At 39.5% G+C, this 20,708-nt stretch carries 24 protein-coding genes; 13 read left to right on the top strand and 11 right to left on the bottom strand.

Translation table 11 applies throughout. The features are described 5' to 3' along the window. Window positions 1-61 precede the first annotated feature (61 nt). From LC048_RS08045 to LC048_RS08060, 4 genes are all read left to right on the top strand, one after another. Complete coding sequence (locus tag LC048_RS08045) at window positions 62-1,255, top strand: DHH family phosphoesterase (protein WP_226604569.1); 1,194 nt, start codon at window positions 62-64, stop codon at window positions 1,253-1,255. A 373-nt stretch (window positions 1,256-1,628) separates the two neighbouring features. Further along, complete coding sequence (locus LC048_RS08050; protein WP_306049933.1) at window positions 1,629-2,798, top strand: D-alanyl-D-alanine carboxypeptidase family protein; 1,170 nt, start codon at window positions 1,629-1,631, stop codon at window positions 2,796-2,798. A 157-nt stretch (window positions 2,799-2,955) separates the two neighbouring features. Next, window positions 2,956-4,344, top strand: a complete 1,389-nt coding sequence (locus LC048_RS08055) for an alkaline phosphatase family protein (RefSeq protein WP_226604565.1) — start codon at window positions 2,956-2,958, stop codon at window positions 4,342-4,344. Window positions 4,345-4,410: 66 nt separating this feature from the next. Next, window positions 4,411-5,064 (top strand): DUF4352 domain-containing protein, encoded by a 654-nt coding sequence (locus LC048_RS08060; RefSeq protein ID WP_226604563.1) that lies wholly within the window; start codon window positions 4,411-4,413, stop codon window positions 5,062-5,064. Window positions 5,065-5,245: 181 nt separating this feature from the next. On the opposite strand, the gene modB is transcribed toward LC048_RS08060, so the two are convergent. Then, window positions 5,246-5,902, bottom strand: a complete 657-nt coding sequence (modB, locus tag LC048_RS08065; protein ID WP_226604560.1) for a molybdate ABC transporter permease subunit — start codon at window positions 5,900-5,902, stop codon at window positions 5,246-5,248. Between the two features lie 5 nt (window positions 5,903-5,907). Beyond that, the gene (gene modA, locus LC048_RS08070) at window positions 5,908-6,681 is read right to left on the bottom strand and encodes a molybdate ABC transporter substrate-binding protein (RefSeq protein ID WP_371932012.1); all 774 of its coding nucleotides are present in this window, start codon (window positions 6,679-6,681) and stop codon (window positions 5,908-5,910) included. Between the two features lie 217 nt (window positions 6,682-6,898). On the opposite strand from modA, the gene LC048_RS08075 reads away from it, so the two are divergent. Further along, complete coding sequence (locus tag LC048_RS08075; protein ID WP_226604556.1) at window positions 6,899-7,033, top strand: YuzL family protein; 135 nt, start codon at window positions 6,899-6,901, stop codon at window positions 7,031-7,033. 62 nt (window positions 7,034-7,095) lie between these two features. On the opposite strand, the gene LC048_RS08080 is transcribed toward LC048_RS08075, so the two are convergent. Further along, window positions 7,096-8,715, bottom strand: coding sequence for an ABC-F family ATP-binding cassette domain-containing protein (locus LC048_RS08080; protein ID WP_306049935.1), 1,620 nt, complete (start codon window positions 8,713-8,715; stop codon window positions 7,096-7,098). 341 nt (window positions 8,716-9,056) lie between these two features. On the opposite strand from LC048_RS08080, the gene LC048_RS08085 reads away from it, so the two are divergent. Next, window positions 9,057-9,194, top strand: coding sequence for a hypothetical protein (locus LC048_RS08085; RefSeq protein ID WP_023627787.1), 138 nt, complete (start codon window positions 9,057-9,059; stop codon window positions 9,192-9,194). Window positions 9,195-9,323: 129 nt separating this feature from the next. Here the strand turns inward: LC048_RS08085 and LC048_RS08090 are convergent, their stop codons facing one another. Next, window positions 9,324-9,923, bottom strand: a complete 600-nt coding sequence (locus LC048_RS08090; protein ID WP_226604544.1) for an SCO family protein — start codon at window positions 9,921-9,923, stop codon at window positions 9,324-9,326. A gap of 189 nt (window positions 9,924-10,112) precedes the next feature. On the opposite strand from LC048_RS08090, the gene LC048_RS08095 reads away from it, so the two are divergent. Continuing rightward, window positions 10,113-10,511 carry a CidA/LrgA family protein gene (locus LC048_RS08095; RefSeq protein WP_226604542.1) on the top strand — a complete coding sequence of 133 codons (399 nt, stop codon included), beginning with the start codon at window positions 10,113-10,115 and terminating at the stop codon, window positions 10,509-10,511. 13 nt (window positions 10,512-10,524) lie between these two features. Next, window positions 10,525-11,172 carry an LrgB family protein gene (locus LC048_RS08100; protein ID WP_264188501.1) on the top strand — a complete coding sequence of 216 codons (648 nt, stop codon included), beginning with the start codon at window positions 10,525-10,527 and terminating at the stop codon, window positions 11,170-11,172. Between the two features lie 251 nt (window positions 11,173-11,423). On the opposite strand, the gene LC048_RS08105 is transcribed toward LC048_RS08100, so the two are convergent. Continuing rightward, window positions 11,424-12,086 (bottom strand): Crp/Fnr family transcriptional regulator, encoded by a 663-nt coding sequence (locus tag LC048_RS08105; RefSeq protein ID WP_226604644.1) that lies wholly within the window; start codon window positions 12,084-12,086, stop codon window positions 11,424-11,426. Window positions 12,087-12,638: 552 nt separating this feature from the next. Continuing rightward, window positions 12,639-12,845 carry a hypothetical protein gene (locus LC048_RS08110; RefSeq protein ID WP_226604540.1) on the bottom strand — a complete coding sequence of 69 codons (207 nt, stop codon included), beginning with the start codon at window positions 12,843-12,845 and terminating at the stop codon, window positions 12,639-12,641. A 71-nt stretch (window positions 12,846-12,916) separates the two neighbouring features. Between LC048_RS08110 and LC048_RS08115 the strand changes: the two genes are divergently transcribed. The 3 genes from LC048_RS08115 (at window position 12,917) to LC048_RS08125 (ending at window position 16,255) form a co-directional block, all read left to right on the top strand. Further along, window positions 12,917-13,219 (top strand): hypothetical protein, encoded by a 303-nt coding sequence (locus LC048_RS08115; protein WP_306049938.1) that lies wholly within the window; start codon window positions 12,917-12,919, stop codon window positions 13,217-13,219. Then, window positions 13,185-14,846 (top strand): endonuclease MutS2, encoded by a 1,662-nt coding sequence (locus LC048_RS08120; protein ID WP_306049940.1) that lies wholly within the window; start codon window positions 13,185-13,187, stop codon window positions 14,844-14,846. Before LC048_RS08115 ends, LC048_RS08120 begins: the two co-directional genes overlap by 35 nt. 572 nt (window positions 14,847-15,418) lie before the next feature. Then, a complete protein-coding gene (locus tag LC048_RS08125) occupies window positions 15,419-16,255 on the top strand; it encodes a formate/nitrite transporter family protein (RefSeq protein WP_226604535.1) in 837 nt (278 codons plus the stop codon). A gap of 183 nt (window positions 16,256-16,438) precedes the next feature. Here LC048_RS08125 and LC048_RS08130 read toward each other — a convergent pair whose 3' ends face one another. Beyond that, window positions 16,439-16,609, bottom strand: coding sequence for a XapX domain-containing protein (locus tag LC048_RS08130; RefSeq protein ID WP_102263141.1), 171 nt, complete (start codon window positions 16,607-16,609; stop codon window positions 16,439-16,441). A 207-nt stretch (window positions 16,610-16,816) separates the two neighbouring features. On the opposite strand from LC048_RS08130, the gene LC048_RS08135 reads away from it, so the two are divergent. Continuing rightward, complete coding sequence (locus LC048_RS08135; RefSeq protein ID WP_226604532.1) at window positions 16,817-18,001, top strand: MFS transporter; 1,185 nt, start codon at window positions 16,817-16,819, stop codon at window positions 17,999-18,001. Window positions 18,002-18,225: 224 nt separating this feature from the next. Beyond that, on the top strand, window positions 18,226-18,429 hold the full coding sequence (locus LC048_RS08140) for a YozQ family protein (protein WP_226604531.1): 204 nt from the start codon (window positions 18,226-18,228) through the stop codon (window positions 18,427-18,429). Between the two features lie 412 nt (window positions 18,430-18,841). On the opposite strand, the gene LC048_RS08145 is transcribed toward LC048_RS08140, so the two are convergent. The 4 genes from LC048_RS08145 to yhfH all read right to left on the bottom strand — a co-directional run bounded on the left by LC048_RS08145 (window position 18,842) and on the right by yhfH (window position 20,568). Then, a complete protein-coding gene (locus LC048_RS08145; RefSeq protein ID WP_226604528.1) occupies window positions 18,842-19,006 on the bottom strand; it encodes a hypothetical protein in 165 nt (54 codons plus the stop codon). Window positions 19,007-19,091: 85 nt separating this feature from the next. Continuing rightward, a complete protein-coding gene (locus tag LC048_RS08150; RefSeq protein WP_226604515.1) occupies window positions 19,092-19,340 on the bottom strand; it encodes a transcriptional regulator SplA domain-containing protein in 249 nt (82 codons plus the stop codon). Between the two features lie 65 nt (window positions 19,341-19,405). Continuing rightward, entirely contained in the window at window positions 19,406-19,576 is a 171-nt protein-coding gene (locus tag LC048_RS08155; protein WP_226604513.1) for a hypothetical protein, read from the bottom strand. Window positions 19,577-20,433: 857 nt separating this feature from the next. Beyond that, window positions 20,434-20,568 (bottom strand): protein YhfH, encoded by a 135-nt coding sequence (gene yhfH / locus LC048_RS08160; protein ID WP_079509337.1) that lies wholly within the window; start codon window positions 20,566-20,568, stop codon window positions 20,434-20,436. Between the last annotated feature and the right edge of the window lie 140 nt (window positions 20,569-20,708).

Below are 20,708 nucleotides of genomic sequence, written 5' to 3' on the forward strand. Positions count from 1 at the left end.
CTTGTATAGATTATCAGGGCAAAAACAAACTATAGATTAGATGCAAACCAAGGAGGAAAATATGTACCGTTTATTTACTCATAATGATTTGGATGGGGTGGCCTGCGGTATTCTATTCAGGCTCGCATTCGGTGAAAAAGCTGATATCCGATATAATTCTGTCTCTGGGCTTAATTTTCAGGTGGAGAAATATTTCGAGAGAATGAACGAACGAATGAAAAAGGAAGACCACCTTTATATAACAGATTTATCTGTCAACCAAGAAGTCACAGAAAAAATCAATCAGTATGTCAAAGATGGTGGAAAGGCAAAACTGATTGATCACCATAAAACAGCATTGAATTTCAATGAATATAGCTGGGGTATGGTAAAAGTAGAGGATGACTCCGGGAGCCTGACAAGTGCGGCATCACTCGTATATGACTATTTAGTACAGGGAAATCATTTGGTTAAAAGTGGTTCACTCGATGAGTTTGTTGAGCTTGTCAGGCAATATGATACCTGGGACTGGGACATCCTCAAGAATTTTAAAGCTAAGAATTTGAATGACTTGTTTTTTATGGTTTCAATAGAAGAATTCGAAGAACGTATGTTACCGCGTCTTAAATCCGGGGAAAGCTTTAATTATGATGATTTTGAAAAAAAGCTCCTTGAAATGGAAGAAGATAAGATTGAACGATACATCAGGAGGAAAAAACGCGAAATCATCCAAATTGAACATGAAGGTTTATATGGAGGCGTCGTTCATGCTGAATCCTATCATTCGGAATTAGGGAACGAGCTGGGCAAGGAATATCCACATCTGGATTATATATCGATTTTAAACTTGGGAGGAAAGAAAATAAGCTTCAGGACGATTCACGATGACGTAGATGTCTCTGGTGTCGCTGGCGAATTTGGAGGGGGCGGACACGCCAAAGCTTCTGGATGCTCTATGAATAAGGAAGCATACAACCGATATATTGAACAAGTATTCCCATTGGAACCAATCAAGCCGGATGCTTTTAAAAATACCTATAATCTAAAGGATTCGAAAAATGGATGCCTGTATGAGAATCGTGATCGGGAATTGTATCTGATATATACAGATGGAACCCGGTATTTTGTTCAGCAGGAAAGTAAAGAGCGGCACGGACCCTTTGACAGTTTTGAATCAGCTGAACGCTTTGTGAAAAGGGAGTATGGAGCAGCTCTTGCAAGAGATGATGTATATATTTCCTATCTTGAAAATATCGTTTTTAACGGAAGGAATTAAGGAAACCCTGTCTGTGGACAGGATAGGTTCTCTGCGAAAATAATCTTGAGATGCATTTGAATTAAGTCACCAATATGCTTAATTGGTGACTTGTTTACTTTCACGCAAACATAGGTGGACAACAATCTTCATTGGAGATCTTTTTCCTTGATTTAACTTTTTTTAATAGCCTTTTATGCGCCTTTTTTATACTCAGGATATTTCGAGCCTCAGCATTCTTCGTTACTTAGTGCGATAGATAAAGATCGATTCAATCGAACCTTTACAAACTTTTCAGTTTATTCCAGTTTGATTAAAAAATAATAACAGTAGACATTTATCGACATGATTCTGTTAAAATAATTGGTGAGATTAGGACACTGGATGTGGTAGGATGAGGAGATTATTGTCCCTGTTTATGATTTTATTTATAAGTATGGTTGCTTCTGCAGAATTTGTTGAAGCAGAGGTGAATGAACCTGTCTTAGCTTCTGAGGCCGCCGTTTTAATGGACACCCAATCAGGTGCCGTACTATTCGGGAAAAATGAAGAGGTAAAAATGTATCCTGCTAGCCTGACAAAGATTGCAACTGCCATTTACGCTATTGAAACAGCTGAATTGGATGAGCAGGTCGTTGTTAGCGAGGAAATTGACAAGATCGATGGTACCAGGGTTTATTTAAACCCTGGTGAACAGGTATCTTTGAAGAAGCTGATTCAGGGAATGTTGATTAATTCAGGAAATGATGCTGCTCTAGCAATTGCTATTCACCTGGACGGTTCTTTAGAAAGTTACTCTGAAAATATAAATAAGTTTATAGAGACCAGTATTGGTGTAGAGGATACACATTTTGTCAATCCGCATGGCTTGTTTGATGAAAATCATTATACAACCGCCAAAGATCTTGGCATTATAGTAAACTATGCAATGAAAAATCCACATTTCCGGGAGATTTTTGGCACTAAACAATTGGAGTGGGATGGGGAGTCTTGGGATACAACGATTCTTTCCCATCATCGTATGCTAAAAGGTGAAATTCCCTACGAAGGAGTAACGGGTGGAAAAACGGGCTTTGTGGACCAGTCGAAGCAAACGCTTGCCACTACGGCCGATAACGGGAAGTTGCAATTGACTGCGATCTTGCTGAAATCAGAATACAAACGAAAAATATACGAAGATACTGCCAAGCTTTTTGACTATGGCTTCGCGGGCTTTAAATCCTCTCAAATCATGAAAGGGGAATCCTTTTCAAGTGGAAACCTGAAGTTCAAAGCAGGTGAGGACCTCTATTTAACCGAACCAATAGAACATGGCAAGAGAGTGGTCGAAAAAAACGGAAATTTAAAGATTGAGAATAAGGATGGCGAGATTATCCAATCTCTTGAGCTTAAACCCTTGATTGGAAAAAAACCGGAAGTAAAGAAGGAGACCCCGCAAAAGCCGGAACAGAGTAGTATGCTTTCTGTCAATACCATATTAGGAGCTTTAGTGCTATTGGCTGCCCTTGGAGTGTGGCTTGTCAATCGAAATCAAAAAAAGAGCAGAAGATTCCGGAGCAGGTGATCAATCACCTGTTTTTATTTTTCTGTATAAGTGCACCAAAAGAATATGAAGTGTCTGTAACAAAAACTCAATGATATTTTACATTGAATTAATAAGAGATTAATAGATTCCTATTATATTAGAAGGCGAAGTAAATAACTTTCCTGGAGGTCTTGTAATGATTAAAGCAAACTTTAAAAAGAAGATACTCCCGATCGCTGTTCTTTCAACTGTGGCGTTCGGCAGCTTAGCAGGTACTTTTGATGCGGAAGCAAAAAATAAAGCAAAAGATCACCGCTCAGAAATTAAGAATGTCATTTTCTTAATTGGTGATGGAATGGGAGTTGCTTATACTTCAGCTTACCGTTACTTGAAGGACAACCCTGAAACTACAGAAGCTGAGAAGACTGAATTTGACAAATATCTTGTTGGTAGCCAGATGACTTACCCGGAAGACCCGGAACAAAACGTAACTGACTCTGCATCAGCTGCTACAGCGATGTCAGCTGGAATTAAAACCTACAATAATGCAATTGCAGTGGATAACGACGGAAAAGAAGTAAAAACAGTTTTGGAAGCTGCCAAGGAAAACGGCAAAGCTACTGGACTTGTAGCTACTTCGGAAATAACACATGCCACGCCAGCTTCATTTGGGGCTCATGATGAAAGCCGCAAAAATATGAATGCGATTGCGGATGATTATTATGATGAATTGGTTAAAGGTGAGCATAAAATAGATGTCATGCTTGGCGGAGGAGTAAGTAACTTTGTTCGTGATGACAGGAACCTGGCAGAGGAATTCCAGAAAGATGGCTATAGCTATGTAACGAACAAGCAGGACTTGCTAAATAATAAAAACGAAAAGGTACTTGGACTTTTTGCACCAGGCGGTATGGACAAGATGATCGACCGCAAAGAAGAAACACCTTCTCTTGAAGATATGACGAAAGCAGCAATTGAGCGTTTGAACAAAGATAAGGATGGTTTCTTCTTGATGGTAGAAGGCAGCCAGGTCGACTGGGCTGGACATGACAACGATATTGTGGCTGCCATGAGCGAAATGGAAGATTTCGAAAAAGCATACAAAGCAGCAATCGAATTTGCTAAGAAAGACAAGCACACATTAGTTGTTGCGACTGCTGACCATTCAACTGGCGGTTATTCAATTGGTGCAGATGGAATTTATAACTGGTTCGGAGCACCGATCAAAGCTGCGAAACGCACTCCGGATTTCATGGCTGCTGAAATTGCACAAGGTGCTGATGTAGAAAAAACATTAAAGAAGTATATTGACTTTAAATCTGAAGGGCTGCCTGAGTTGACTGCTGAAGAAATTCAGTCCGTAAAAGACGTTGCTCCAACAAAGAAAATCAGAGATATTGACAATGCTATCGAAAAGATCTTTGACCAGCGTTCTCACACTGGTTGGACAACTGGCGGCCACACGGGTGAAGACGTACCTGTATATGCATTCGGTCCTGGTAAAGAGCGTTTCTACGGACAGATTGACAATACTGACAATGCGAAAAACATTTTTGATATCCTTGAGAACGGTAAAAGAAAATAAAGAATTTGAAGCTCTCCCCGCTGAACCTTGGATCTGCGGGAGATTTTCTGAAAAGGGGTTTTCGAAATGAAAAAATATCTGCTATTGATGATGGCAGTTTCAATTCTGTCAGGCTGTTCTTTTGCACAAGCTGATGCAAATTTGGAAACGAAGCCTTTTAAAACTGCTGTGGAGAAACCAATAAAGAAAAATACAGATGTGTTTGTACCTAATCCGCAAGTTGCGGATGACAGGGAACTGAATACACCAGGGGATTCATTGAGTGACGATAAGGGGGAAATAACTCTAAAGGCGCTTAAAGAAGTCAATAAAACATTCAATCTCGATGGCATTGAATATAAGGTTAAAGAGATTAAGTTGCTGCACTTCATACCTGCTTACAGTCTGATTGATTTCTTCCATCCATACACACATGATGAAGAATTTGATTTTGTTAAAATTGGCGTAGAAGTAAAGAATCATTCCAGTGAAAGCTATCATTTTGGGCCGGTGGCAATGGTGAATATCAATGATACGATTCACAAGACTTGGGAAGACGATTTTTACCTGGAAGAATTACATGGAGAGATTTTATCCGGACAAAAGAAGCAAGGGAATCTTGGGTTTATCGTGGATGAGCTTGAAAACCTCGAGAAAGTGGAGATTCTCTCAGGCGACCTGGTTGATAAGGACAAAAAGAAAATCGGGGAACCCATCAACCTCGTTGTAACCTTTAAATAAATGATTAATAGTTTTTCAAAAGCTATTGGATCTATTTTTATTTAAGGATTTTGCTACGAAGAGTATACACTACTTTAAAGATCAATAGATTGCAAGAAAGAGCCATGGAGATTCCGTGGCTCTTTTTTCTGAAATTAGAAAGTTCTGATGCAATCTCCCAACAAGGTGTAGATATCTTCATTTACTGTTTTAATAATGAAGTCGAAAGGAGCATTAGAAACGATATTCCCACCATGGCAATTACCCAAAGCCAGGCTGACTGCATATTTCCAGACTCAAGTGCCACATAGATTGCTGTAGGGGCGGTCTGAGTCTTCCCTGGCAAGTTGCCGGCAAACATGAGGGTTGCACCGAATTCACCGAGGGCCCTGGCAAAGCTTAAAATAAGACCAGTGATTAATGTTTTTACTGATAGAGGTAGAGTGACGTATAAAAAAACTTTCCACTCATTTGCTCCATCTACTCTCGCCGCTTCCTCTGCTCCAGGGTCGATTGACAGGAAACCTGTCTTGGCTGATTGATACATCAATGGAAAAGCAACGACAGATGCGGCAACAACAGCTGCCCACCAGCTAAAGATAAGAGGACTGCCAAACACCTGTTCAATCATTCTCCCGATTGGACTATTTATGCCAAATACGACAATCAATAGAAATCCCACTACAGTTGGAGGGAGTACTAAAGGCAATGTCAAAAGTGTCTCTACTGCTGTTTTACCAATGAAGTGCCTCCTCGCCATGAACCTTGCGGTAAATATCCCGAATAAAAACACGAATACGACCGAGACGGAAGCAATCTCAAGGGAAAGTTTAACAGGACTCCAGAATTCATTGCTCATAAAAATCATTCCAATGCTGCTTTAAAGCCGTATTTTTTGAAAATGTCCAGCGCTATTTGACCTCTTAGGAAATTGAAAAAGTCGATAGACTCATTAGGGTGCTCAGTTCCTGCAACTACACCAACTGGATAAATAATAGGATCGTGAAGTTCTTTTCCATTCAATGGGACAATCCTTATTTTATTGGAAATCAGTGCATCTGTATTATAGACAAATCCAGCATCGACATTGCCAGTTTCAACATAGGATAGAACCTGTCGGACGTCCTTAGTGCGAATGATTTTACGCTCGAGATCATTCCATAACTGCAATGAAATCAATGCTTGTTTCGCATACATGCCCGCAGGCACAGATTCAGGGGTACCCAGGGCGATTCTTTCAATTTTATCGCTAGTCAGTGATTCAGCTGAGTCGATCTCTTTGTTTTCTTTCTGTGTAATCAATACAAGTTCGTTTTTGAGAAGTTTTACGCTGTGTTGTTGATCTATTAGCTTTTTGGAATGTAAATAATCGAATTTATCCTGTGCTGCGGAAATAAACAAGTCTACGGGCGCACCCTGGGAAATTTGCTGTTGCAGGGAACCTGACCCGCCAAAATTGTAGACAATTTTAACTCCCGGATTTTGTTCCATATATAGTTGCCCGGCCTCCTCAATTACTTCGCGGAGACTTGCTGCAGCAGAGACGGTCAGTTCAACCTTGTTTGACTCACTGTTACCTGCACAGCCTGAAATGAAGAGTAATAGGGCTGTGAGAAGTAAAATATGTAATTTTCTCAATCCTGACATCCTTTCAAACAAACCTTTTAAACATATACAATAGATATAACTGATTATATCGAAATAAAAATGATCCTACATAAAGAAAATATCACAAGTTGGTGAAAATATCATGGATATGGGGTATAGAAATGGTCTAAGTTCTGCGTCAGTAGTATAAAATAGTCTTTTCGCAAGACAATAGTAAGGAAATCTATTTGTAAGTGGAGGGGTATATATGAGCAATAAAAGAAAAAAGGATCCTTCGACAATTGGGTTGAATTCATCCCAGGTTGAAGGACAGGGTACAACTGCGAGTGAAACAGGTAGCAGATCCGCTGATTCCTCAAAAAATAAGCAGAAAAAGGATTAAGGAAGGTTTGAGATCCAAGCTATAAACAAGATAAACCCTCGGGGGAATCCCGAGGGTTTTCATTATGCGTACATTTCTGTAATTTGCTTTTGCAGTTCTTCATTTTCAAGGTATTCGTCATAAGTCATTTGCTTATCAATCAACCCTGCCGGAGTGATTTCCATGATCCTGTTCGCCACAGTCTGGACGAATTGGTGGTCATGGGACGAGAAAATCATGGATCCTTTAAAGTTAATCATACCATTATTCAATGCTGTGATCGATTCAAGGTCCAAGTGGTTTGTTGGTTCATCCAACATAAGGACGTTTGCTCCGGATAGCATCATCTTCGAAAGCATACAGCGAACTTTTTCGCCTCCGGAAAGTACGCTTGCTTTTTTTAATACTTCTTCACCGGAGAATAGCATACGTCCAAGGAATCCGCGAAGGAAGCTTTCACTGTCATCCTTTGGTGAGAACTGGCGGAGCCAGTCTACCAGGGTAAGGTCACAGCCTTCAAAGAACTCAGAGTTGTCTTTAGGGAAATATGCCTGGGATGTTGTTACACCCCATCTGAAAGTTCCGCTATCTGGCTCCATTTCACCGCTAAGGATTTTAAACAATGTCGTAATTGCTATTTCGTTTTTTCCAACAAGCGCAATTTTGTCATCTTTATTCATAATGAAACTGATATTATCCAAAACCTTTACGCCGTCAATTGTCTTGGTAATTCCATCAACTCTTAATAAGTCATTACCGATTTCACGGTCAGGAGTAAATCCAACGTATGGATATTTCCGGGATGATGGTTTGATATCATCTAGTGAGATCTTATCAAGCAATTTTTTACGTGAAGTAGCTTGCTTGGATTTCGATGCGTTTGCACTGAAACGCGCGATGAACGCTTGCAATTCCTTAATTTTCTCTTCTTTTTTACGGTTCGTATCCGACTGCATTCTTAATGCCAGCTGGCTGGATTCATACCAGAAATCATAGTTGCCGACATAAAGCTGAATTTTGCCAAAGTCCAGGTCGGCAATGTGAGTACAAACTTTATTCAGGAAGTGTCGGTCGTGGGATACCACAATAACCGTGTTCTCGAAATTGATCAAGAATTCCTCTAACCATTGAATCGCAGCGATATCAAGGTGGTTGGTAGGTTCGTCAAGCAGGAGCACTTCAGGCTTACCAAATAAAGCCTGGGCAAGAAGCACTTTTACTTTCTCTCCACCACCAATATCTGCCATTTTCTTATCATGAAGCTCTTCGCCAATACCAAGACCTTTAAGAAGAATCGCTGCTTCGGATTCTGCTTCCCAGCCATTAAGCTCAGCGAATTCACCTTCAAGCTCAGCAGCTTTCATGCCGTCTTCATCGGTAAAATCTGCTTTCATGTAAATTGCATCTTTTTCCTGCATGACTTCATATAAACGGGCATGGACCATTATGACGACTTTCAACACTTCGACATCTTCATATTCAAAGTGGTTCTGCTTCAATACAGCCATACGCTCGCCAGGCGTCATTGAAACATTTCCGGTTTGAGCTTCAATTTCACCTGATAAAATCTTTAGGAAAGTGGATTTACCTGCACCATTTGCTCCGATCAAGCCATAGCAATTTCCCGGAGTGAATTTAATATTAACATCTTCAAAAAGCTTGCGGTCACCATATCTCAAGCCGACATTTTGAACTGTAATCATTTATTTAGTAGCCTCCATTAATATATATCCCAAAGATTATAACATGTTTGCTGGCTATGAGCGAATTCTTTTTAAGATAAGGGAACGCATTAAAATGGAAGAATACCATTTTTTTGTGGAAAGGTGTTTTTAAAGAAGTCAAAATGGGAATAGGCGAGAGTAGTAAGTAATAGGGCTAGTTTGGATAATTATTTATCATATTGTGCACGCAGAGTCTATTGGGAAATTTGTGAATTTTTTTTGATGGATGATGTCAATTTTTTTGCTCATTTTCACACATTTTTCATATTTTTCATGTAAAATAATAATAGACGAAGATGGATAAAAGGAGTTTTTGAAAAATGGCTAAAAAGCAGCTGGTTGATTTTGTTAACCGCCTAAAGGAATCAGGGATAAAAGTCAGCTTCACTAAGCCAAAATCAGAATTTTTCTCCCTGCAAAAGACAGAGAAACATCCCACCACAGTGAATTCACATTAAGAGATAGACATCCTATCCCAGTTAAGCATAATCGTTTAAGAATCCTCAGTCAGGAGTCTTAATGTTAAGCTTAAGCAGGAAAGTAAAAGCGCATAAAAAAAAGCGGTCCAACGACCGCTTTTTTGTTGTTTAAATTTCGTCCATGATTTCTTTGAACACTTCATCTTTATTAAAATCTTCCCCCATCGGGAATTTTTTTATGAACTTATTATTCTCATCAATCAGGTAAGTAAATGTACTATGGACGTAAAATCCATTTCCTGGATCGCGATACTGAAATTGAAACGTATCGGCAACCTGTTTGATTTTCTTTTGTTCTTCCAAAGTGTCAGCTTGGTCACCGGTCAAGAAAATCCAATTCCCATCATTTTCGAGTCCGAAATTGTCCATATACTTCCTTAAAACTTTAGGCGTATCCCGGTACGGATCAATTGTAATAGTTATAAATTGTACTTCCTTACCGTAGACACCTTCTTGGATCAAGTCTTTTCGAAGTAGGTTCATTTTTTGTGTTGTCGTTGGGCAGATATCAGGACAATGAGTATAAATGAATTCGACAAGCTTGATAGTCTCTGTTTCTTCTCCGAAAGTATAATTTTCTTCATCCATGGTGACAAGCGTGATGTCCTCTGGGATTTGGGCATTCGCATCCCTGATTAGAAAAAATGAGATTCCCGATGAAATTCCTATTAATATAATAAGTGAACTGATAAGATAGATTTTTTTCATAACACAATCCTCCCCCTTATTAAGATATAAGAAATATGAGGAAAATCATATGGACATTGTGTGAACTATGTTAAACATACAGCTTTCAAGAAAAAAGATAAGTGAATATTCTTGCAATGTAACGAGTGAGATTTATAATGAATTGTAAAACGTTTCAACGTCTAGGGAAAAATAAAGGGGAATTATGCTTTGAGAGCTGATAAAATCATAAAATTCACATTGCAAATCACAGGGTTGATCCTAATAAACAAAGCCGGCTTTTATATAGTAGAACTGTTCGAGCTTCGTATTCCTGGTAATGTTTTGGGGATGATTTTACTTTTCGTTCTGCTATGGACGAGGGTGGTCCGGCTTGAATGGTTTGAAGGTGCAGCTGATTTTCTCGTCCGGCATTTATCGTTCTTTTTTGTACCGATCTCAGTTGGATTGATGACTCTCGGTGGACTTATCGCAGAAAATGGTATTCAACTTGCGGTTATTTTGTTTATTAGTGCAATAATAGGCATGGTGTTTGCAGGAGGCACTTCACATATGCTGATAAAGCGAAAGGGGGGGAAGGAAACTGGAAACTCTGCTGACGATCTTTAGCATCCTTATAACCTTGCTTGCATACTTTATCGCCAGGAAGGCTGCGGGTAAATATCCATCTCCGCTTACATCTCCTGTATTTTTAAGTACGGTGATTGTAATTGCCGTATTGTTGTTGCTGAATATACCTTATAAGAAATATGAACCGGCAAGTGAGATTATGACCTATTTTCTGGGACCGGCTACTGTGGCATTAGCTGTACCATTGTATCGCCAAAGAAAGGTCATTTCAGCTTACGCAGTTCCAGCTTTGACTGGTCTTGTAGCAGGGATAGTCTCTACCATTATCTCAGCTGTGTTCATAGCCTATTTGCTTAACTTATCAGATTTGATCTTAGTTTCTTTGACGATCAAGTCTATCACAATTCCTGTAGCTTCTGAGGTTGCCAGAATTATTGGGGCAGACTCGATTCTAGTTGCTGCTTTCGTCATGATCACTGGCATGCTCGGTGCGATGACGGGCCCATCCCTTATGAACATCATGAAAATCCGTGACCCTTTTTCGAGAGGTTTGGCAATTGGTACCATCGCTCATGGGATTGGTACAGCAGAAGCAGCCAGGGAAGGAGAACTACAGGGCGCAGTTTCGGGAGCGGCAATGGGAATGGCTGCTATAATAACTTCGTTGTTTCTGCCCCTAATTCTCCCTGTATTTTTATAAGTAAGTATTTGAAAAAGAAAACAAAATCCAAAGGTTTGGATCATATAGCGTAAAAACTCCTTATGTTTTTAAGGAAATAATGGTGCTTGGAGTTTGCGCCATACGCCATAAATGAAGGGCCAAGGCCCTTTTGGAAATGTGAAAGTGATACTTTAAGGTATGGGACGCTGAGAAGGGTACCCTTATGAAGATTGATAGGCTGCATAAAGAGAAAGTTTCCTGAGCTAACATGGACTCCTTGTTTAATTCCGTTATTCAATATTGCAATATTCTATCGGGCAATTTTCACAGTCAATTTGTTGTTTTAAGTAGTCCAGATCATGAATGATAATTCTTTTTCTGTGTATGGAGATGATCTCTTCATCGCGTAATTCCCCAAGCATGCGGCTGACGCTTTCCCTGGCAGTTCCACAGTAATTCGCTAAATCCTGGTTAGTTATTGAAATATTGATGTGTATACCATCGTCTTTTTGAATGCCGTAACTATTGCTCAGCCTGATAAGTGTAGAATACAAGGCTCCTTTTTTGCCATGCAGGACAAGATCACGGAATTTAGTGATTGTTCTACGGATATGGTCATTCATCCATTTTAGGAATTGGTAGGCAAGCTGGCTATTGTTGAACAACGTTTGTTCCAGGTTATCGATATTAACCGCTGCTGCTTCGCCATCTTCAACTACTCTTGCATTGAATAAATATCGAGGGCCAACTGTAAAGAGGGTTAATTCGCCTACAATATCGTTTTTATTACATAATCTTAAATACAATTCTTTGCCTTCCGCATTCATTTTTGAAATCTGTACCTTGCCCGAAAGAATAATAAACATTTCCTTTGCTTCCTGCCCTTCGCGGAATAAAAAAGTACCTTTTTTCAATTTAATTATTTTTTCTGAGGCTTTTATTAATTCGCTCATCTCATAACTTAAATTATTTTGATTTTCCTGGCTGGCCACAATATCTCCACCTTTTCCGTACGTTGCTTAACCTAATTTAAAATGAAATATAAACAAGAGGTCAATAGAGAAAATGTGAACATTCGTTTCTTACGTGCGGTTTATTATATTTATCTTTTAATAGGCTAATTATGGTTGACTAGATTGGTGTAAAGGAGATAATCTATTGTAGAAGATATTTTTTTATATTGAGGAGTATGTTTTATGTTAGGTGTCGTTCTTAACTAAACCGTTAATTTCATACGGTCAATCCGTTTTTTTTTAGGCCTGTAATAGGTTTATTTAATTATGCGCTGGATTGATGTTAAGAACAACGAACATAGTAAAGCATGCTTGATATCCATGAGCAGAATATGTGTACTTGTACACATATTCTTCTTTTGGAGAGGACTACCTGCAGCCATGTCTGCGAGGTATTTTTTTGAAGCCGCTGTGGACTTGTTCCATAGCGGCTTTTTTCTATTAATAAAAAAATAAGCTAGTTGCACCACGACTAGTGTCCAGCTCCAGTGCCTAGCCCCTTGGGTCGTGTGGCCAGCTGCGGCTCCTAACTCCTCGAGACGTTAGTCTAGTGTCGCCTCCTAGAAACTCCGAAACTTCAACTCCGCCGGCAGAAGCAAATAGCGCTTCTTTGTCGGAGTCTCCAGTTTCTCCGTTTCTGGGCAGTCGGCTATACATTTCGGGTTCGGTCCTGCCAGTGAAGTCAATAAGCGTCTTCACTGGGCGGCCCTCCACCGATTGTCGGGGCAGGACAAGGCGCTTGAGCTTTCAATTTAGAGGAGGAATAAAAGTTGAACGAACAAACGTTTACAGTTCTTGGTTACGACAAAGTAAAGGAAGAAATCGCCAGCTTTGCTTTGACTGAATCAGGGCGAATAAAAGCAAGAGAAATGCAACCATCAATCAATCAGCAGCAAATTTCATCATGGCAGGAGGAAGTCTCTGAAGCGATTGAAATTCTCAAGATTAGTTCCAGTGTTCCTATCCACGGTCTTGAGGGAATGGAAATGGTTCTTAAAGGTTTTAACAAGGGGGGTTCCGCTTCGGACAGAACAACTGATGCTGCTGCTTTCTTTCCTGGAAACCTGCAATAAGATCCGCAGGTTCATGAAGGATAAGGAGTATGTTGCTCCTAGAGTCTCTGCATATGTCTTTGCGATTGAAGAACTTCCCGAACTTGCTGCTGAGATACAACGATGTATCCGTAATGGCCAAATTGATGATTACGCAACAAGGGAACTATTGAAGGTTCGGAAACAAATTGGAATACAGGAAGATCGTTTAAAAGAGAAGCTTAACCAACTGCTAAAATCTGCGAAAATAAAACCATTTCTTCAAGAAGCTGTCATCAGCCAAAGAAACGGCAGGTATGTTGTTCCTGTGAAAAAGGAATATCGTGGAAAGGTCAGAGGGTCAGTACTTGATACATCAGCATCAGGCTCAACTCTATTTATAGAACCTGAAGAAATAGGTTCGTTCCAGGATCAAATGGAGTGGCTGTATTTAGAAGAGCAAGCGGAAGTTGAGAAAGTGCTCTTTGCCTTGACTGGATTGGCTGAGGGAAAAGAGAAAGAAATCCGAATGGCCATGGAGACGATGGGTCATTATGACTATCTGTTTTCAAAAGCAAAATATTGCCGGTCTATTGATGGCAAGAGAGTTGAAATTCATCAAGACCCAATCATTTTATTTAATGGAGCACGCCATCCGCTTCTAGGTGGAAAAGCGGTTCCTTTAAACATTGAAATTGGAACGGATTATCATGCTCTTGTCATTACCGGGCCAAATACTGGCGGTAAAACCGTGTCCATAAAAACAGCAGGACTGCTGTCGTTGATGGCACAAAGCGGATTGCTTCTTCCGGTTGAAAAGGGAAGCTTATCAGGGATTTTTCATAAGGTGCTTGTCGATATAGGCGATGGTCAAAGCATCGAGCAGAATCTAAGTACATTCAGCTCTAGGATTGTCAATATTATAGAGATCTTAAAGGAGGCCAATGATAAAACGCTTGTCCTTCTGGATGAGCTGGGATCTGGAACTGACCCGGGAGAAGGGATGGGCCTTGCTGCAGCCATACTTGAGAACCTGAACAATAAAGGAGCGACTATATTTGCAACAACTCATTACAGCGAGATAAAAGACTTTGCCGACAATCATGAGGATTTCATGAACGGTTCTATGGAATTCGACCTTGAAACACTGAAGCCTACTTACCGTCTGCGAATCGGGACGGGCGGCGAGAGCCAGGCTTTTGCGATTGCGCTGAAACTGGGCATCCATCCAAAGTTGATTGAAAGGGCCCATAAAATAACTTACAAATCCGAGAAAGGTTATACTGCCATATTCGAGAATGACCCGATGGAGCTGAATGCAAGAGAGCAGCAAATCATAGCAAACAGACACAAAAGAATGAAGTCTTCTGCGGATAAGGAGAAGCCGGTAAAACGATTTGATATGGGGGATAGTGTACATGTACTGAGCACTGGAGAGCTGGGAGTGATTTTTAAGGGACCAGACAGTCGGGGGAATTATCTAGTCCAGGTCAGGGACCGTAAAGTCGAGGTTAATAATAAGCGCCTTAAGCTGAATCTGCCTGCTTCAGAGCTTTATCCGGAAGACTATGATTTCAGTATTATATTTGAGTCCAAAGAGCACCGGAAGCTATTGAACAAGATGAACAAAAAACATATTGATGAGCGTATTATAAGGGATGATGCTTGATACTCCGAAACTTCAGCTCCGCACAGGCAGAAGTAAAAAGCGCATCTTTGTAGGAGTCTTCAGTGTCTGCGTTGCTGGGCAGCCGGCTTTACTATACAAAATTTCGGTTTGCTCAGGTGAGGTCGAAGAACTCACAAGTCGAATCTCCGAGTCATACCAATTGCTAGACCCTCCAGCCACAGGATAAGGAATGCTTAGAAGCGATTCATCGCACGACCGAAAGCGGTAGCTTTTGGGAGGACTTGGCGATCTAGTCGGGAAGCGCTTGTCGGTGCCGATCGAGGCGGTTGCGCCTTATATACTTGTATTGCTTTCAAAGAGAGCCTTTTTTAAAAGGCTCTTTCTTTCTAAAATTATGAGTAAATCCACTTAGCATATAAAGGAATTCCCCTATATGTGAATAGTATTAGGAGTCCGATTATATTAAAAACGCTTTATAAAAGGGATGAAAACGCTTCGAAAATGGACATAAACAGTTCATCGTGTTTACTATTAACAAACCTGGATTTGAGGTTTAAGATTAATCTAACAGCAAAAATGTGACTTTATTCACAAATAGAGGAGTCTTAAAAATGAGTGAACAGCCAATCGAAGTAGCTATTGCCACAGCTTTAAAAAAGAAGAAGTATCTTAGGGAATCAAAAGCAAAGTACTTGTTGCGGGCAGCGCTTGCTGGTGTTTATATCGGTTTTGGCATCATGGTCTCATACCGGCTTGGTGAATACTTCTATGATTCACATTCAGCTGCGACACCTATCGCTAGCTCGATCTTTTTCGGCCTGGCTCTTGTCCTGATTTTATACGGCGGGGGAGAATTATTTACAAGCAACACAATGATGATGACAATCAGTTCTTTAAAAAAAGCAACGACATGGAAGGATACCATTGAAAATTGGATTGCGTGTTATTCAGGAAATTTGTTAGGAGCAGTATTTTTCGGAATGCTCATTATGATGTCGGGTCTTTTTATATCGCCAGAAAAATCCCACTACATGATGGAAACTGTGAGCATGAAAATGAACACACCTGCTTATCAATTGTTCTTTCGTGCAGTTCTTTGTAACTGGCTTGTTTGCCTTGCTGTATGGGTACCGTTAAATGTAAAAGGAGATGGAGCAAAAATAGGAGTCATGATGCTTTTGGTTTTTGCTTTTGTAGTGTCAGGATTCGAACATAGTGTTGCTAACATGGTCCTCTTTTCGATTGCACTCTTTGTTCCCCACCCTGAAACTGTCAGCCTTGCCGGAAGTATATACAATCTAGTTCCTGTTACATTAGGAAACATTATTGGTGGAGCATTTTTTGTTGGCACTCTATATGTATACCTGAATGCCAAAGGAGTAGTTGGCGAAAAAAATAAACCTGCAGCCCAATCAGTCTATGGTCAAAATGCACTCAAGCGAATGTAAACAAAATTAAAAATCCGCGGAGGGATCCGTGGATTTTTCTTATCGCTATTTTCGCATTGATTGTAAAAAAACATATAAGGTAGCTCCAATTTTTAAGGAAACTGGCTCATTTCGATGAGGCTTAGGCTTTGTTAAGTAAAATTTGAAGCTTTACGAAAAGAGCCTATTAATATGTTCCACCTGTCACCCTTTAAAGGAATTCAGTATCCATTCCCCGACAACTCCACCTAAATAAACACCCACAATTCCAAGGACACCCGCTAGAACAGGAGGTGCAGGAAGAGGAAGCTTAAGGAACTTAAAAAGTATTCCTACGATCAAACCAGCAACTAAGCTTAAGATGATTTCTTTCATGTTTTCACCGCCTCTTATAGCAAGATGGTAATGGAAAAATAGTGAGCAGACGTCTGATCACCTATTAGCAATATTATTTTATCATGACCTGCAAAAATTGAAAACGCTTTATTTATCCTTTTATCATGCATAAAAGAAAAGGGTCTATTCTTATATTAAAATAGTGGTAAAATATAACTCTATAATTTGTAAGTATGGAGGATTTAAATGGACAAGCACGTCAAGCGCAACATCTTTACTTTGCAGGGTTTTTATCTTTTTGTGTTTTTTGGCATAGGTAGTTTATTCCCTTTATTAAGTGTCTACTTAAGCGAAGTTGAAAACTTAAATGGTTATCAGATTGGGATTATCCTGTCCATTGGTCCAGTGATCATGATTTTCTTCCAGCCCTTTTGGGGAATGCTGGCCGACATGAAAAATTCCCATAATGTGTTGCTTACATTAACAACCTTGATAACAGGGATCGCCGCTTTGGGTTATATATTTTTCGAGGGTTTTTCACTGTTCATAACTATAGCGACAGTTCTTGCGATTTTTCAAAGTGCGATTATTCCTTTATCAGATAGTATTTCCTTAAAGTACACAAGCAAGGCCGGAGTCAATTATGGAAATGTACGATTATTTGGGTCCCTCGGTTTTGGACTTGCGGTTTTTATTATGGGCCGACTATCAGAGTGGAACCCGCAAGTAATATTCTACGCGTTTTTCTTAACATTATTGGTTTCAGCAGTATTTTCGATGAAAATGCCTAGAGAATCCTCAGGACGTCCAAGCGGTCTGTTTGCAGGACTGAAGGATTTAATGAAGATGAAGAGGTTTCTTATTTTCCTTGGGGTAACATTCATGGTGTTTGGGCCTAACCTGGCGAATAATTTCTACTTCAGTCTGTTTGTGGAGGACCGCGGGGGAACTTATACAGGGATTGGTATTGCGTTTCTTATCGCAGTGTTATCAGAAATTCCATTCATGAGAGCTGCAGGATTCTGGATTAGTAAGTTAGGACTGCTGAAGGTCGCTCTTTTTGCCGCGCTTGTTTCATTAATTAGATGGGTTTTTTATTTCACTGAGCCAGCTCTATCTCTTGTGTACGCATCAGCTGTTATTCAGGGTTTGTCACTTGGATTGTTCATTCCTGCAGGCTTGCAATATATCCGCGATATCACGCCGATGCATATTACAGCAACGGCAATAACGATTTATTCTGCAGTTGGCAACGGATTAGGTAACTGGTTTTTCACGTTTTTCGGTGGAATTATTTTTGAGGAATTCAGTATTTATGGAGTATACATATTCTTTGCTTCACTGACAGCAATCGGCGTATTGCTGACATTCTGGCTGATCCAAGATGAACAGAAAAGCGCATTGATAAGCACCAATAAGCGTTGGAGCTAGACATTAATTAAATATAAAAAGTTTGTTCTTATTTTGTAAAATAGCTGATTGGTGAAACAGGGAACTATTGAATTCTATCTGGGTAAGGTTTAAGAGGTTTTACAATTATTAACAGAAAAGCTTTTCTTAATAGAAGGTTTTTTTTGTTTTTATTAAGACTGAAAAGAAGTATGGTTTAAGCCTAAATATCAAAAAATAATTGAAGTGCGAAAGGAGGGACTTTCATGAAAAAAAGTAAGGATAAGAATCTTGATCTTGCAGGGCGTATGTACGATACATCGGATTATCAGAAGAATGACGAACTTTCAAATGGGCTTGCAATGACCCATGAACAAGCCAGCGACAGTTATGTAGAAGGGCAAGTTGGCGGAAAGATTGAGCTCTCGTCTGAAGCCCAAGATGAATTGAATAATAGAGGTTATCAGTAAGCATGAAGTGAGGGTACATGTGCCGCGTAAAGGTGAATTTCAATCTAATGGTGATCAATACAAGAGACCAAACGCGTTAAGACAAAAGAAAGGTTTTGTCTATCGAGCAGGATACACTTCAAGTACCGGTAATCAAACAATTAACGAAGAGGAACCAGTAAAGAGATCAGATCTATAAAAAATTGCAGGCCCTTCTACAAAGGGGCCTGTTTTTAACGTCTGCGTTCTATAATCACCGTTTTGAAGGTTAACTACTCGGCACTTTAAATTCTCTAAACCGTTCTCACTTAAATAAAGTTCCTTTTCAATATAACTAGCTCGATTCTGCAGGAAGGTTGCAATCTGGTTCATCTGGATTCATGGCTAGCTAAATTCCTAATTGAAGCAATCTGGTCACCGCAAGACTAATTCGTCATATTAAGAAAAAAATTATCGTTAGAAAAGCACATCCTGTAGGGATGTGCTTCTTAAAAGAGGATTTGCCGATTTGAGTAAGAACGCCTTTGTTAAGATAAACAAATCCACCTTCGAGTGCAGAGCCAATGACGAACTTAGAAGAAGCTGATAAAACTTTCATCTTCATCCCTCCTAATGGAAATTGGCTTGCGTTTTATTTTTACCTCGTGTAAAAGAATTTAAAACTTTTTAAAGGGAAAGCGTTACTAGGTGCTATAAGGGTCCATTGCCTCTAAATAAGCTTGTTCGGCTGCAGCTTGTGTTGCATATAGAGCATCATCGTCTTCAATCACATGTAAGGTTTCGTTTAGAAATAACGCGTACTGATTAGGATCTTTCGGATGCGGGACTATTTCTCCGGCTTTAATGTTTGAAACAGAAGGTACATGAGGGTTTCGATAAATCACAAACACTTCATCACCATAGTTCAAATTTTTTGGATCAAGTAAATCCACTTTTCATCCCTCTTTCTTTAATTTTTAAGCATTGGTGGCAGTATATGTCATTGACTTACTTTGGATCATAAATTTTCATTCTGCTGCTTTATCTCATCTCCAGTAAGAATTAAATTTGCAGCTTCCAAATCTCTATGTCCATCAACCGACTCTCCTGGTATATAGCGTTGACTTGGTTTGTATGTTGAATTAAGTAAATCCTTATCACGTTTTGCATCATTTGTTTTATTCTCCATTATCTCACCCCCTGGTAAACCTAGTTTTTGTATTGAGGTAAAGGTTATACCGCTAATTAAATGTGTATCTTAAAAATTTGAAAAGACACGAGTTCGTCACAAATGTAAGGGTTTACATTCAGCTGTGGTGGTATAATAAAAGTGTAGAAAGAAAGTGTTAACATCTTAGGAGGCTCAACCAATTGTGTTCGTTCCGTAGTGAACGAAAAAAGGTTTATTCCAAAGAGTGATGTTTACCTTCTCTTCACAAAATCAGTATCACTAGCTACAGGGATCTTGAACCTAATACATGTTAATTCAGGAGAATGTTGTCTTGCCGGTGGTTCGATTCAACGGGGGAAAAGTAGAAATCCAGCCTATTCTTTACTTTACTTATACGCTGGAAGGAAGCTTTTAACCAAAAGAGTATCATATCTACAATTGATACTTGGAAAAGTACCAATCAAAAGGGAAGTTAACAATTTTCAGGATAACAATCCTTAGGTGAATTTATCCTTGTTGGCAGCTAACCATCCAAATGGAGTGGGCGGTAGGGATACATGATTTAATGGAGAAAAGCTCTAAAGTATCACTAAAGAGAATAATGAGTCTCTCGGTGATTATACCGAAATATGTGTTTGTAAAGAGTCATCATCTAGAAGGGAAACCTTCTTATGATAAGAAGACACTTTAATGCGGAACAAACACACATCGGCTATAGTAAGAGGATCATACAACTCAATAGTTCCAAAAAGTTTTGGGCTGATGCTGGTTGGGTCTCCTAAGATGTTAAAAAGAAGCTCGTAAAAGAGCTTCTTTTTTCTATGTAGTTTTTCTTCGGTTAATATAGAAGGCACCTTTTAAGGTGCCTTCTTGTATTATTCCTCTTTTTTCGATAAGCAGCGGTCACATTCCATTAAATATGACTCAGCTTGTTCGTGCATTCCTTCACCACACTCAGGGCAAACCTTCTTTGGTAAATTACGAAAAAATTCAACCGGACTCATCATAATAAAATCCTCCTTTTATAGTACAATTTATAATTTACTTAACCTGTTATAGTACAGTATAAACATTTTTGTAGAATTTGTGTAGTCCTTTTTTAAAAAAATTTAAAAATAGGTGTTTGTTCATATTAATTTGGGGTGAAAGT

It is taken from the genome of Mesobacillus subterraneus, from assembly GCF_020524355.2.
Classification (GTDB): domain Bacteria; phylum Bacillota; class Bacilli; order Bacillales; family Cytobacillaceae; genus Mesobacillus; species Mesobacillus subterraneus_C.